Here is a 17,299-nt window from a genome sequence, read left to right on the forward strand (position 1 = left end):
TTAACTCTTAATCTTGAGTGATTGATCCCGCTCAGAGGCCTCTACCTCAGCTTTAAGCTCAACATTCATCACCTGTTTATCCATCCACTTAAACAGACCCTGCTTCATGTTAAACCACAAACCAGAGGTGGTCGTCGCGGCATCCTGATCCTCAGGCTGGTCAGGGTTCTCCTGCCCCTCCCCATCCGCTGGAGCCTCTTCAGACTGTGGCTCTTGCTGGGGTTGTGTAGCCCCCTCTCCATCCTGGGGTTGGTCGGCCTCCTCCCCCGTCTCTTCCAAGGGTTGATCCAGATCCTCCTCAAGTGATTGCTCACGCTCCGAAGACTCTGTACCTGCGCCATCTCCATTACGCCCCTCACCTACGTCAGGAATCGTCGGCAATGTGGTGGGCGCTGGGGCCTGAATGGTCAACGCACTTTGCAGCAAAGCAGAGGTGTTGGGATCCAACACCTGCTGAGAACTCAAACGCTTATTCCCAGTGGTTGCTTCCGCTGTGGCATCACCAGCCCAGTCGGGTTTAACCGTGGTGGTTTGCGTTAGCTCGTTGGTACGGGCAAGGTCTGCTTTTTGTGCCTTAGAAGATTCACGGTTGGCTTGATCCCTGGCTACTTGGGCAATTTCTGTCACCGCTTCTTTGGTAATAGCCGAGCTACCCACAAACATGGCCACATGACCGCCCGAGGTGTAAACCTTACCAGAGCGCAAAATGCCCTCTTGTGTACCCAGACCAATCCAACTATCAGAATCGGCAATGGATATGGTGCTATAGGTCAGACCACTAATCCCCACCAACACTACATCACCCGCACTGCTGTTTTCCGCCTTAACCGTGCCGACATCCAGGCGCATGAACTTCTCACCAAACTCACCAATGCCATCGACGGCAAACAGCTCAACCCCATCGGGGGTACTCACAAGGTTGTTGATGTCCGTGGCCTTAATGGCGCCACTGGCGTTCAGGGTAATGGCCCCACTGTTGCTCTTAATGGAGGATACCCCCAGGTCGCCACCTTGGGTCTCAACCGAGATCGTCCCCTGATCTACGGAAATGGCGGCACCGCTGTCCATGGTCATCTCACCGGCAGCCACCACCAAGGAGACATTGGCGCTCCCTTCCGTGATCACCACCCCCGTACCCATGATGTTCAAGCCGTCGGTCTCAGAGAGGTAGATGTTCCCGGTTCGTGTGGTGACCTGCATTTGATCGACACTGGTGGTAAAGGATTGGCTTGCACTGCCTAAGCCACTGTCCACCGTGACCGTCAGTTTACCCCCCAGGATTTCGGTATCCGATTGGGTATAAACGGTATCAGCTGACGCCACCAGGGTACTTTCATCGGCGGTAATTTTGCTCTGAGACCCTAAAGTGATCTTCCCTTGCGTGCTCTCCATCCGCAGCGAGGTCGCGGTGATAACCCCTAACTGATCCAGGGTCACATCACCCGCATCACTGCTTAAGGTAACGTTGGTTACTGCAACGGCAGCCGACTGGCCCACACTAACACTACCTGCGGTACTGCTGGCGGTTAGGGTGGTGCCACTGACACTCACCGACTGACCCAAGGCAACATCACCATCCGAGCTGCTTAGGGCTACGGTTGTGACCGTCAGGTTTGAACTGGTAGTCACACTGACGCCGGTTTTACCGGTAGCTGTCAAGCTGCTCCCCGTTACCGTCACCGAGTCACCCACACTGACACTGGCGTCCGAGCTGGTCAGGGTAACGGCATCCACCGTCAAGGTGGTATTACTGGCGACCGCCACACCGGTCTTACCGGTTGCAGAGAGGCTGTCACCCTTGACGGTCACCGTGCTTGCGACACTGACATTGGCAGCGGAACTGGTCAGGGTCACCGCCCCCACCGTCAGGTTGGCATTACTGGAGACCGCCACACCGGTTGCACCGCTGGCCGAGAGGCTGTTACCCGTCACCGTCACCGTATCGCCCACACTCACATTGGCAGCGGAACTGGTCAGGGTCACCGCCCCCACGATCAGGCTGGCATTACTAGAGACCGCCACACTGGTTGCACCACTGGCTGAGAGGCTGTCACCCGTCACCGTGACAGCGTCTCCAATGCTGATGTTGGCATCGGAACTGGTCAGGGTCACCGCATCTACCGTCAGGGTGGCGTTACTGGAGACGGCAACACCGGTCTTACCGGTCGCAGAGAGGCTGTCACCTTTGACGGTGACCGTGCTTCCCACACTCACGTCGGCACCGGAACTGGTCAGGGTCACCGCCCCCACTGTCAGGTTGGCATTACTGGAGACCGCCACGCTGGTTGCACCACTGGCCGAAAGGCTGTTACCCGTCACCGTGACAGCCTCTCCAATACTGATGTTGGCATCGGAACTGGTCAGGGTCACCGCACCCACCGTCAGGGTGGCATTACTGGAGACGGCAACACCGGTCTTACCGGTCGCGGAGAGGCTGTCACCTTTAACGGTGACCGTGCTTCCCACACTCACGGCGGCATCGGAACTGGTTAGGGTCACCGCACCCACCGTCAGGTTGGCGTTGCTGGAGACCGCCACACCCGTCTTGCCGGTGGCGGAGAGAGTTGTACCGGTTACCGCAACCGAATCCCCCACACTCACGTTGGTATCCGAGCTGGTTAGGGTCACCGCACTTACGGTTAGAGCCGCATTGGCCGACACTGTGACACCAGCTTGTCCACTGGCACTCAAACTACTACCGGTGTAGCTGGAGGATGCCCCTAAGCTGACCGTACCCTGTTCACTGCTCAAGCTGACACTGTCCACACTGACCTGCATAGCATCCGCAACGGTAATGTTACCGGTCGAACTGGTCATGCTGAACGCGGCACCACTGCTGCCAAACGCGACCTTACCTGTTGAGCCATCACTGGCAACATCCAATGCCAGCCCACCACCGTTGGTGTCGGAAACCGTTAACGAGGCATAGCCATCGCCTGCGGTATTGCCAGACATGCTGTAACTTTCACCACCGGTGATGGCAAAGGAGGAGCCATCTTCTTGCCACAAGCCATTGTTCAGCGTACGCAAGGTGACATCGGTGCCGGTTATCACCACACTACTTGCAGTGCCATCATCCGCGGGTAACAAGCGGGAACCGTTACTCAGGATCACCTCACTGGCCCCAACGATCTCCATACGGCCACCGTTGCGGATTTCAAAGGCGTCGCTAAAGGTCACCGTACCGGTGGCGTTGATGGTGACATCCCCATTGATATGGATGCTGTCATCAAAGGTCACATCGGTCGCATTACTAATGATCAGCCCTTCCATATCCTCCAGGGCTGTCACGCTAAACTCATAAGAGTCATCACTGGCGCTGCCCCCCAGAGAGACCGCTGAAATACGCAGGGCATCGCCAACATCATATCCACCACCGGTGGAGACAAGCTGTAGATCGGTCACCACACCACCCGATACGGTGATGTTGGCGGTGGCCCCACTACCACTGCCACCCAAGACGGAGATATCGCTATAGGTACCATCGGTATAGGTACTGCCGCTGGTGGTCACATTCCAGGTAGATACACCGTCACCAATGCGCCCTTGCAGGTTAATGGCACCACCGGCGTTAAGGGTCAGGATGTCACTACCACCAGCATCCCCTTTAATGCCACCGGTAACCGTAATGGTGGTTCCTGCGGTCAGTGCTGCACTACCGGTAATGTGCAAAGCGTCATTGATCAGCAAGGTCGTATCCGAGCTGGTATTACTGCCGTCGCTCAATGCGGTGGTATGCCCAGGACCTTGAATTTCCAAGCTCTGGAAGGTCAAAGAGCCACTGATGTTAATGGTTCCGCCATCCCCTTGAGCCTGCAACAGCACAGGCACATCCAAAACCAACCCATCGGCACCATCCAATACAATGGGGTTACTGCCCCCATCACTCCCCAACGTGAGCGGACGATCAAACCCAGATAAGGCAGACGGATCAATGTTAATCCCGCCAACCCCACCCAGGCTGATAATGGTTGCAGCATCGGCCGCCTCAACCACCAGACCAGCCCCTTCACGCAGGGAGTCCTGCAAGCTATTTAGATCCAGCGTGCCTGCAGTCATGGGGGGCAAGGCAAAGAACACTTCACCTTCACCCAGAATGTCCACATCCCCTTCATCCACGGTGATATCACCGCGCATAATCAGACGTTCCGTACTCTCAAAACTGGCGGCGCTGGCGTTCATGTCGCTCTCGACCACCACCACATCCCCCTCAACCACCAGACGGGTATCCCCCAGATCAATGGTGCCATCTTCCTGATCAGAGATCAGACGGATGGTATCACCACTGATAGAGATGGTACCCAGCCCATCGCCCCAATCAATACGCTCATTACCCATGATCAGGTAACCATCGCCAATACGCAGCGTGTTGCCGGAGGTTGACTGTTCCAAAGCGGGTAGCACCAGCTCCAGGGTGTCGTTATCCAAACGGCCATCGACATCGTTGTTCAGAATCATCTGGTTGTAGCCCCCCCCCTGTACGGGGGCAGAGTTACCCATAAAGACCCGAATTTGGTCTGCACCACTGGAAGGATCCAGGGTGAGCGTCTCATCATGCATGGCATAGACATTAAAGACATCAGACAGCTCACCCAAACGCAGCTCACTGACCGAGGAACCGCCCAGACGCAACGCGTTGCCCGGGTTGGCAAACACCTCAAAGCGACCCGCCTTATACTGCGCGTTCATGGCGAAGGATTGCACCACTTCCAGGGTGCTGCGTACCGTGGTCTCATTTTGACCATCCGATGCCACCATGAGCAGATCGGTGTCGACCTCGCCATCATCATCCGGTGTAAAGGTCAGCCCCCCCTCTTGCTCCAACAACTGGGTCAGTTGACTGTTGGATCCACTGAAGGAGAGTCCACCACTGAGGGCTGTAACCGTAATTCCCAAGCTATCGGTCAATGCGGTATCGGTACTCAGGCTGCCATCCTCTACCGTTAGGTCCAGCGTCAAGGTAGAGGAGTCGGCATCGACCAGGGTGCCTTGGGGCAGAATGATATCGGTTGGCAGTTCGCCACTCACCACAATACGTTCGGCCACATCCAGCGTAGGCGCAGCAGACAGTGCAGGGATATTAAAGTTATAGATGGGATGATTGGCCGCCACCGCAAGAATGCGCTGGTTGTCGGATGAGATGCTAACCCCACGCCATGAGGGGGTCCCACTAACCCCCAACCAACCTTGCCCAGCAACCCGGGTCCAGTTTGCGCCACGATCTTCACTGACCATGACCCCGCTGCTGGTTGCAGCCGCCAACAACGAACCATCGTCTGAGATGGTAACCACCGCATTGCGGCCCAGTGAACCGGCACCCTGCCATGACCAACTGGAAGAGGAGGTATCAGCAAAGTAAACCGCGCCCTCTTCCGTGGCGGCCACCACATAGCGACCATCACTATTGGTATCCACTGAGTTCCAGTTTTTGTTACCGGAGTTGGTGCTGCTATTGTTCCAGTTGGTCCAGTCATCAACCGCTTGTTGGGCGCTATAGATGCTGTTCCCAGAACTGGCTGAGGCAACCTGTACCTGCTCATCGTCACTGCTGGTCATATCGTTCCAGTTGACGTCAGCAGGGTTGTTCACATGCCAGTTACCATCGGAGGTACGCAGGCGAATTTCACCCGCCGTGTGGACGTTACGCCACCCCCAGTTAAAGATATTTTTCCAGAAGAACTCTTTATGATCCGTCGGATCATCAACCGTTAAGACCGAACCGTTATTAAAGGCCAGCACCGCTTGGGTGCCATCATCCGGAATACCCACATGGAACCAAGTCGCCCCACCATCATTAGAGATGGTCAAATCCCGTCCATTGGTATCCAGCGCCGCGATAACCTGACCATTACCAGAGACAGATACATCGGAGTAATTGCGACCGGTGGGTGCGTTGGAGCTGCTCCAGGTCACACCGCCATCACGTGAGATCCAAATACCCTGCTCGCTGCCCGAGGTACTGCCAACGGCAACCACCACATCCCCACGGCGATCCAGATCATTCCAACTAATATCAAAGTCTGTGGAATCAGCCCGGTCAACCGTACTACTTGCCATACTGTTGAGATCCCCCTGGGAGATCACAAAGGTTAGGTTACGGCTGGTATCCGTCGCATCATAACGGTAGCTGGCACGACCTGAGTTAAAGTAGCTGTTCAGTGCCGCGATCGAGCCTGTAAAGGTACGGGCCGTATCGGTACCACCCACGGTAACGCCGCTGGCACTGCTGCCCACAATGGCACCATCCAGTGCAGAGACGGTCACGGTGGCATCTTCCAGGGCATCACCACCAAAGGGTGTACCAGGCAAGGCCAGGGTGGCATTTTTACCCCGTAGTGCAGAGTAGCTCTGAGGGACTGAAACCGTCGGTGCCCCAGGTAGCACACCGATCACATTCATCAGCTCATCAGGCACACCGCCGGAGAAGTCTGTATGCGAGACCTCCCCACTATTCTCTACAATGTTATTAACCCCCAGCACACCCGCAAAGATATAGCTATCCTCACCCGTACCACCCACCATGCGGTTAACCCCTTGCAGGGCATAGAGGGTATCGTCACCATCTCCAGCGCTTAAGGTGTTGGTACCTCGGCCACCGACCAGGATGTCGTTGCCCAAGGCACCCGTTAGTCGGTCATCCCCCAAGCCACCAACCAGGGTGACATCCCCGTAGCTGTCGGCCAGTGCGGTAAGGGTATTGTTACCCTCCAGGTCCACGGCCATACCACCGGCACTACCCAGCAGGATGATATCATCCCCCGCACCACCATCGGCTATGACGGTGACGTCGGACAGAGAGGTAGCATCCAGCGTGTCGTTACCTTCCCCCATATCCGCCACCACGTTGGTGATGCCGGTATACTCTTTATAGTAGTTGCCAAACTGCACCTGTACCGTGCCATTACGGCCACTCAGCAGCCAAGTTTCAGAGTCATCTTCGGTATCCAGATACATCCGATCAGAGGCACGTTCACCGGCATTCAGGTAGAGGGTATTACCATCCACCGTACCCAAGTGGGGTTGCACTTCAGGCATGCTAAGGTTGAGCTCCAACAACTTGACACTAAAGAGCTTATAGTTAAAGCCAACGGAGAATATGCTAACACCAGCACGGCCCCAAATGTACCCATTTACAAACGCTTTTGCTGAAACGGAGAAGAGGTTAAGGGGCCCCAGCCCCTCATACTGCCACATGCTAAACACTTCAGAGGCGCGGATTTTACCATCCCCCGCAAAGGTGGCTGAGGTGACCAATCCATCACTATCACGCTCCACCGTCGCTTCGGTCAGATCATTCAGATCCACATCGGCCCGGAACTCAATAGAACCACCAATACCCGCGGCCACCACACCCGCAATCTGTACCCCACCACGCAGACCGATCTCAACACTTACGCCAAATTCAGGCTTCTCCAGCCCACCGGTACCCGGTACAAACGCACCATTGCTGACCTGAGGCAGGGTAAAGTCACTGACATAGAAACCATCCAACACCTGAATGGGGTTACCGGTTTCAAACGCTTTTTGAATACCATAGGTATCAAAACCAAAGGCTAGATCAGCATAGGCACTGACACGTCCAAACGCCCCGATCACAAACTGAATCCACGACAAGGGTGGATAAGGGATCGGAATAATGGCGATATCTGTATCAAAGCTGGCGGTAAACTCCAACAACGGCAGTTCATAGGTAAACAGGGTGGCGCTACCACCACTGAAGATCTGAGCCCAGTTGGAGATATCGGTGACATAAGGTAGGAACTGCAAACCGGTTCGTTCGGTTGTGGTCGCCGATCCACCATTGGCCTCTGCGGCCATCAGGTTAATCTCATCCAGCATGCTGCTGAATTCGCCATCCCCCCCACCGTCCAGGTTAAGATCCTCACCCTGAACAAAGGTAATATCCCCACTACCCAGGCCATAGATACTACCAATGGGCAGACCGGAACCAATGGCGGCCAGATTTTGCACCATGGAAGGCATTTCCAGTGCAAACTGCACGGCATCCAGGAAGGCCCAGTTAATGGGGGGCTCGCCAGAGGTGAGATCCCAGATCAAGCTGACGATGCCCCGCATGGTAGGATCTTTAGGCACCAGCAGATCCAAGCCCGCCACAGGCTTGGTCAGCGCATTCACCAGATCACGCAGTGGCTCCACCACATCCGCCACCTGGGTGGCGATGGGCAGCAAGAACTCCATAATGGTGGAGTTGATATCCAGACGGATATTCTCCAGCGAGATATCTGGGGCAGAAGTACTCTCATCCCCCAGGCGCCAGTCCCAATCCAGGACAAAATCAGCCTCAAGACCCGGCAACCCGGTAACTCCCAGCTCCAGCCCCAGGTCAATATGGGCATCCACCCCAAGGGTGGCCTTGACCGTCTCTAACGGACGAGAGAGCACCTGATCCAAGGTCAGCGCCCCGGTGGAATCCCCCACCAGATCCACATACAGACCACCGCTCAGGCCACTACCTTGGTGCCCAGCCAAGGTGTCATCGGTATCCTGATCCACCACCGAGGCTTCAAAGAACAGCAGCTGACCAGAGCCAGAGAAGGGGGTAATGCTGTCACGATCGTTGGGGTCGCCATCCAAATAGGCCTCAATTTCCAGACCCAGCTCTGCCCGCTCTCCTTCTTCATTGGTGTTCAGGTGGAAGCCACGGCTGACCGACAGACCAAAGCCGAAGTCAAAGAACCACTCGGCATCAAAGGCAAAGCCCCCATCTACTGTTAGATCAAAGCCTGGCAGATCGATATCCAATGGAATATCGATACCGGCTGCCAAAATGGTACCGCCCAACATCATATCAAAGCGGATATCATCCACCCCACCCAGAGGAAGAGGTAGCTCAGGCTGCCAGTTACCCAGCTGATTGCCCTCTTCATCATAGAAACCCACCAGGATATCGTCGGTGGTGATCTCACCATCCACATTCATATCCTGAAGGATATTCAGGTTGGTAAAGGTGTTGAACAGGACATCCCGTACCAGTTCCACAGGCTTACCAGGCCCACCCAGCTTATCCCGCAGATCTTGCAACAGACCGCCCCGTAAATTACCAATGAGCTGTCCGGTATCGGCCAGTTTTTGACCGATGATGGGAATATCCGCCGCAATGGTGTTCTGGAACATATCCTGAACCACACCCAGCCCCAGATCCACACCATCCAATACGATACTGGGATCATAAAGCAGAGAGGTCAGGGTATCTTGGCCACTGCTGGTACTGGCCAGTTCAAAGTCCGGCAGGCTGACATCCAGCACGGTATCCACACCACCGCCCTGCCCAGCCAGCGCCAACACCAGCTCCTGCAAGCCATCGCTACCCAGTTCACTGCTGGTCCCGACCTGCAAGGCACCAATGCCCATATCATTATCAAGCACCGTGATAAAGAGCGGCAGGTTAAGATCAAAGCCCCCCTTCACATCAAACTCAGCCGCACCATCCACCATAGCCAAGCTCATGGAGGCCGCCGTTGCATTGTTGCGCTCACCATCTTCATTGAGCACCACATAGCCACCCTGGGCCGAAACCCCCAGGATACCCAGATCAAATTCCAGGTTGATATTTTCCGCCGCCAACATGGCGGTTACTTCCAACTGTGTACCCGTACCGGTTGTGGCGTCATAGTCCCCTAAGGAGATGGAGACACCCCCCCCCTCTTCCGTCGGCAGATCCACCACCAGGCGCAGTTGAGCCTCAGCCCCCAAGGCCAGATCAATGTTGCCCTCACCGGAGATATCCGTCAGGGTCTCAATACCTGAGGGCAACTCCAAGCCTGCCATGCTGACCAAGGTGGCCAAGTCCAGATCCAGCGCCACACTGTCGGCATACTCCATACCCACAGAGAGATCCATATACAGAGCATTGGCAGCCGTATCTAACGTTAGGTCCAGCAGATCTTCGGGTAGCCCTAAAGCCTCTTCAATGGCCAACTCGGCCTGGGCTAACCCTTCTGCGGGATCTTCCGCAGCCAGTTCCAAATACCCCAACCAGGTGTCACCAATCGCCATAATTTCATCAATGGAGGTGTTGATCACCGGCAACTCTTGGGTGTAGAAGGCCTGATCCATCGCCAACTCATCCACCGCCTGTAGACCAAAGCGAACGGCAGAGATCACCTGCTCAAAACTTAGATTACTAAGATTGGTCAACTCGCTAAGATCCGGCAGTGTCACCTCTAGGGTGCTCAGATCGGTCAACTCAGCCAGTTCAATACCCACACTCAGGTCCGGCGCCAGATCGTAAGAGGCACTGCCTGCATCCAGCGCCAAACCGGTAATGTTGGCCGAGGCCGAGCCCTCAAAGTCAAACTGAACGCTGCTGATCCCTTCACTCACCAGTTCACTAATGGTAAAGCGGGTACCGTCACTGTCATCATCCGGGGTACGGTCAACGGTAACTTCAACACCGGCATCAAAGTTCAAGCCTGAACCCGAACCCTCACCCCCTGCCGTCAAGCCCAAGAAGCCCATACTGGCACTGGCTTCAAAATCTTCCACAGCGGCACTGATGCTGGCACTGGCAGCAAAGTTATCAAAGGCCAGATCAAAGGTATCACCAAAGGCAAGGATAAGATCAAAGCCAGCCTCCAGATCGGTACCAATTGAGGCCACAGCATTGGTGGCAAAGGCCAGCCCATCACTGTCACCCACGGAGAGATCCAAGGCGGTTTCAAAGGTACGATAATCGGCAAATACCAGCGGTACACGGATCTCACCGGTTTCTGCGTCATAGCTGGCGGTGCGATCCCCAGCCAACAGGCCGGAGTTATTCAGCGCGGTGATAAACTCATCCATGGTGGTGATCTGCTCACGCTCACCATGGATCTGATAACTGGCTTCAGCGTCTGTACTGGTCCATTCACTGGTCACCGTCAGGGTGGAACCATCCTCAGAGATCGACTCAATTTGGGTACTTTGCGCCCCAATGGTGATCCACTGGTTCACCATCGAGTCCGCAAATTGCCCTGCCTCACCCACAAGCTGGCTCTCATCCAGCACCATGGCAACGGTACCAGTAGCCCCAGCGGTCTCCACTTCAGCCGCTTCCCACAGCTCAATGGGCTTATAGAAGTCGATGCGATCGACCACCTGTTCATCAAAACTTTGGGCGACATCCAAAATGTCACTTAAGGTTGACTCAATAAGCGGTAGTTCATCCAACCCCAGTGAGGAGAGATCAATCTGCTCCAGATAATCCAACATCTGGGGCAGTGCCAACAGCAGGTCGGTCATGCTCATGTCGGCAAAGCTGGCGAAACGGTCAAAGTTTTCGCTTGTTACCGTCATATCACCACCCAGCAACTGGCCGTTGATGGTAATACTCGGCACGGGCCCATCCCCCACAATATCCACACCAGCAATGCTGGCATAAACAGGTAGGTAGAGCGCCAGTTCATTGTTCTGGGTTGGGTCGGTATCCACGGTGAAGGTACCATCCACATAGGATATGGCCCCCGCAATACCTGCGGTCAGGCTACCCCGCTCCCAGGCTGTCTGGGTCTCGGCATTGTCCCCTTCCCGACCAATACTTAGATTGAGTGGCCCAAGGGTTGCCGACACCACCACATCGCTCGCACTGATATCCCCGGCAAAGCTCAGATCCCGCAGTTCAAAGTCGGCGGTAAGACCGCTGCTCCAATCCAGCACAAAGTCAAAGTCCAGGGCGGCATTGATGGCAGCATCCACGGTAAAGTCTGCATCCAACGCCATACCCAGGGCATCCAGAGACGTCCCCAGCTCCAGCGCCAGATCTTCAATGGCGTAGTCAATACCTGCGGTAACCCCAATGGTCAGCCCTGTCTCAGTAATGGCAAAGCGCAAGGGCGTGGTATCATCCAGTGTGCTCAGGCCAGACTGAGGTACCCACTCATCATTCAGATAATCCAACAAACCGGTTATGGTCGGCACGTCCCACTCGCCATAGGTGACCTCAGGCATATCCGCCCAGTCGCTCTCCATACCCATGTAGTGGTTGATGTAATCCCCCAGGTTGAGCACCGTTGAGATCTCAATAAGCTCATCAATACGCTTATTAACCAGTGGCAACGCCTCAATACTCGCCAAGCTCATGCGGGCATCCATCAACTCCGTCGCCACACCGCCCAAGCTGCTACCCAGTAGACCGGTTAAGGAGGCGTCCAGGTTATCAATGGAGAAATCCACCACTTCACTGCCATCGGCAAACAGTAGGGCGACCGCCTCTTGCCCCACCTGGACCGATTGATCCAGAGCCAAACCAGTCTGGTTGACATCCAGCGTCACATCCCCAAGCAGGGTAACCCCCATAAGACCAGGAATGGGCAAGGCGACCGAGGCATCCAAGCTGAGCGCAAAGCCACCATTGGCGGTGATCATGGCCATACCACCATCCCGCACAGTGGCGGTCTCATCGGCCACATGAATGGAGGCGTTAAGGCTACTGATGCCCAGTGCCATTTGATCAGGTGCAATGCGCACGGCAAAGTCACCGGAACCGGTCAACAGCGGGGTATCCCCCTCACCAATGGTAATGCTGACGGAGCCGGCCGCATCCAGGTGCTCGGTATTCATATCCAGCACAAAGCTGGAAGCTGGGTTTTGAGGTAGTTTCAGTACAGTGGCGCCACTATCACGGCCATCGCCATCAATATCCCCCACACTGAAGTCGACCACCCGTCCAGCCAACGCACCGGTACCAAACCCATCGTTATAACTCAGAGCAAGGTCACTGACAGCCATCTCCAGCCCAGAGACACCGGACAGAGCCGCCAGATCTGCACCGGCTTTCAACCCGATAAAGCTACCGGCTCCGGAGAGATCTTCCGTCAGAACCAGGGCCATCTCTCCATCAAGAATCTCGACACCTGTAAAGTCACCTGCGATATCCGAGGTTGCGCCTTCACCCGCCTTAATGTTGACATTATCCGCCATCAGTGCGGTAACACTCATACGGCGGCGGTTGCCATCATCCAACGTGACATAGCGCTGACCAGCACGGGAGAGGGCAAAGCGGCCTGAAAGGGCGACCATCGTCCCCACCTCGACCACAGCATCCATACCCAGGGTCAGGAACTCTCCAGCCTCACCATCAAAGTCCAGGGTCATGGTCTCTTCACCGGCAACACTGCTACCGGTGGCCACGGCAATGGCTTGACTACCGGCCAGATCCATCACCCGATCGTTATCAACACCGGCAAAGTCCCCCAGCCCCATGTTCAGGTCCAGCGCCAGGGAGGTGGCATCCACCACCAGAGCGTCAGGCAGACCCAGAGCTGCGGCATCCAGCGTAACCGCATCGACCCGAGCAGAGAGGGCCAACCAGCTGCGGCTATCGTCACCCGAGGCAAACTCGGGGGTCATCAAGGCCATGCCCAGATCCACATTCTCCACCGCAATGCCGTCCAGCTCTGCGGAGAGATCCGAAGCCCCCAACAACAGGCTTTGTGCGCTCAAGGTTTGACCGCCCACCACGATATCCTGGCTCTCCAGTGCCAGCTGCATACTGCCACTGGCACTTACCTGGCCATCAATGGCGACATCCATGGTGCCAGAGAGCAACAGCCGCTGTCCGTCGGCATCCAGGGTCACACTATCGGCCCCAACCGAGAGGGTGCGCACACCGGTGGCTACCCAGTCAATGGTGGTTTCATTGCTCAGCCCAAGGCTGTCACTGCCCCAACCGGTATTGATCCCCAAAGCCAGATCCTGCCCCGTCAATACAACCCCGTACTCTTCCAAACCTGTTAAGGCCAGTGTCTCAGCACGCCCCTCCAGCGCCAGCCAACTGCGGCTGTCGGTGGCATCGGCAGCAGTTGCCAACACCAACCCCAGATCCAAATTGGTCAACTGAACACCCAAGCCATCCACACCCATATAGGCGTTAACATCCGTTGCGGTAATGGTCACCACATCGGTGTTCACCTGGGAGGCATCACTCAGGGTTAGGGTCTCACGCCACTGTTCAAAGGAGGCCCAGCCATCAATGGAAATGACCTCACCCAACTGCGCTTGGATATGGCCCTGAACACTTAGGAACTGACCAAACTCACCGGAGAAATCGATCAAATGGGCCGAGTCACTACCGGTACGGACCTCAAGAGGGGTCGTAAAGTCAGCCACATGCAGCTCGGCATCCAAGGCTTCATCCAGCCCATAGACCCGATTCATGGCAATATCCAGCTCCGAGATGGTCATATCCAAAGGCAGATTCACCACATCCAGCGCCGTTGCGTGGGCAGAGATGGCCATCCACTGGCCACCATCCAGGCTTAGCTCCTCGGCATTCATCTGATCTTGGCGGGCTTGGAACAGCCCCATGGCCAGATCCACACCGCTCATGGAGAACCCGGCGGCCTCAGGATTAATAATCTCGCCATCTTCACGGTAAGGACCACCGGTACCGACAAAGGCCTCCAGGCCAGCGGCACCGATCATCAGCGCATCCACCTCCACCACACTGCCATCGGCCAGATCAAGGGTCCGCTGCTGTTTTTCAATCCCCACACTACCGCTCAGGTAAACCGAGCTTTCAATGGCAAACGTCATATCAGCAGAGACACTTAAAGCGGTGCCATAGGCGCCATCTTGCTGCATGGTCATGGAACGGTCCGTTCCTGTGGTGACACGGAACGCATCCCCCGCAAAATCAATCACCTCACCATCTGTCTCACCTGCGAGGTTAACCGCCACACTCAGGTCGGTCACCTCCATGGTAAAGTCATCAATACCCACAAAGCGGGCGGCACCAACACCGGCCTCAACCGCCACACGGGTGACATCACGGGTCGTGTCTTGGGCCACCACCAAGGCAAACTCCACCCCAGCTAGGGAGAGACCCAGGGCATCATCACCGGGGGTGTCATCACTGTCGATCACACCATCATCATTGCTATCAACCAACGGACCGCCATTCACACCTGCAAAGGCTTGCAGGTTGCTACCACCGATGGTGAGGATGTCATGCTCAACCAGATTACCGTCGGAGAGCAGCAAGGTCTGGGTGGATTTTTCAAAGCCCAGGGAGCCACTGGTGTGGAAGAAATCCCCCACCGTAATGGTGACATCGGCAGAGGCGCTGATCAGTGCCCCTTTATCCCCGGTAATATCCAAACTACGGGTGCTGTCGCTACCGGTAATAACCGCGAGCGGTGATGCTGCAAAGTCCACCACCTTTTCGGCGCTGTTCACACCCGTGGCCAGACCAAACACCTGGTTAATATCCACCTGAATATTCTCAGCGGTCAGCACCAGATCCTCAGACCCAACAAAGCCCACTTGATCGGCGCTGGCCTCCAGCCCCATCCACTGCACACCTGCCATCTGATGATTGGAGGCATCCGGGGTCAGCAGTGCCAATGCAAACTCAGCATTATCCATGGCAAAACCGGTGACACCCTCGGCACGGTCATCGGTCTCATCAATGACATCATCCAGGTTGGAATCAACAAAGTAAGGGCCACCCACACCTGCAAAGAGGTTGAGCCCAGCACCACCAATGGTCAGGCTATCAACCGCCATGCTGGTGCCATCGGCCAAGGTGACCGATTGTTGGGATTTTTCCAAACCCAAGCTACCCTGAGCCTGAACAAAGCCCGCCACACTGAGATCAAAGTCACCAGCCGCCTGGATAAGCTCACCCTTGGCGCCATCCATGTTCAGATCTTTAAGGGTGGAGGTCCCAGTGGCCACACTAAAGGTTGCCGCAGAGAAATCGATCACCTGATCGGCCTGCGCCCCACTGCTTACACCTTCAACCTGATTGATGTTTACCATCAGGTTGCTGGCCGTCGCAGTAACCTCAGGCACACCCACCAGCGCCGCTTCAGCCACTTCGGCTTGCAACGCTGTCCACTGACGGTGATCACCATCGCTCTCTTGGAACAGCCCCAGGGCGAACTCAAAACCGCTGGCGGTTAGGCCCATGGCGTCAGGGTTGACCCCATCGGCGTCATCTATGACGCCATCACCATTCAGATCACTGCGGTAGGGACCGCCCAGCCCCACAAAGGCGTTAAGATCCGCACCACCCACGGTGAGCACATCAGTATCAGCCTGGGTTCCATCGGCCAGGGTCACCTGCTGTTGCAGTTTTTCCACCGACATGGTGCCGCCCACATGGAAGAAATCGCCCACGCTGAGATCCATACCACCGGAGAGACGCAACATCTCACCCCGGTCGCCATCATGGTTGAGGTCTATACTCTTATCAGTACCGGTCACCACGGTTACCGACTGATCAACCATCTCACCGTCCACCTCACGGGTGGCAAAGTCGATCACCGACACACCATCAGTGGCGCTGTTATAGGCTACCCCAAGATCCCGTATGGTCAGATCCAGAGCATCAGGCAGCCCCAACAGATCCACATGACCCACAGTGGCATTGAGCGCACGCCACTGGGCGTCCGTATAGCCATCGTCATCACTCACAAAGCTGGCAAAGGCAAAATCCACATCGCGCAGACCAAAGCCTACGGCATCGGGATTAAGCTCATCATCACTATAGAGACCATCTCCATCGACATCCGTACCGTAGGGGCCAATACCGGCAAAACCGGATAGATCTTCGCCACCAATGCTCAATATCGTGGTTTGAACATCGCTACCATCGGCCAGGGTGACCGACTCTTGCCGACGCTCAAAACCCACAGAACCGGAAAGCTCCAGGAAATCCCCAGCTTTAAGATCCACATCACCACTGGCCCGCACTAACTGGCCATGGGCACCATCCATTGTCAGGCTCATGGATTGACCGGTACCTGTGACCACATCAAAAGCGGCGGCCTCTTCAGCTTGGAAGTCCACCACCTTCGCGTTGGCATCAAAAGCGGCATCCACACCGCTGACGGTATTGATCTCCACAGAGATATCACGGGCGGCAAGGGTGATACCCTCAATCCCCACCACCTCAACACTACCAGCCTCGGCATGCAGGGCTGTCCACTGCAGTTCTCCATCGTTCATCAATGCCATGCCAAAGCCGACATCTTCCATGGCCAAGCCCAAACCGCTGTCCAGGGGTTGGTCCTCACCATCGATGATGCCGTCACCAGTGCTGTCCTGCCAGTAGGGGCCATCCAACCCCGCAAACGCGTAGAGCCCTTCACCGCCAAGGGTCAGCGTATCCACCTGCTTATTACTGCCATCCGCCAAGGTGACTTCGCGGGTGGATTTTTCAAAGCCCAGGTTACCGGAGAGGTGGAAGAACTCATCCACCGCCAATGTGACGTAACCAGAGGCACGAACCAGCGTACTTTCGGCACCATCATGGTCGATGGTGATGGTCTCTCCACTGTCGTTAATGGCCACATCC

Annotated in this window: 1 protein-coding gene (cut by a window edge); it reads right to left on the bottom strand. The window is 55.8% G+C overall.

The features are described from left to right. A protein-coding gene (locus V5T57_RS01450; protein ID WP_332889370.1) for a hypothetical protein crosses the window boundary here: on the bottom strand, positions 1-17,299 show its end. 28,895 nt of this gene lie beyond the right edge of the window; only the last 17,299 of its 46,194 coding nucleotides appear in the window; its start codon lies off the right edge, out of view — the gene reads right to left on this strand; it ends in the stop codon at positions 1-3.

Source organism: Magnetococcus sp. PR-3, assembly GCF_036689865.1.
In the GTDB taxonomy this organism is placed as follows: domain Bacteria; phylum Pseudomonadota; class Magnetococcia; order Magnetococcales; family Magnetococcaceae; genus Magnetococcus.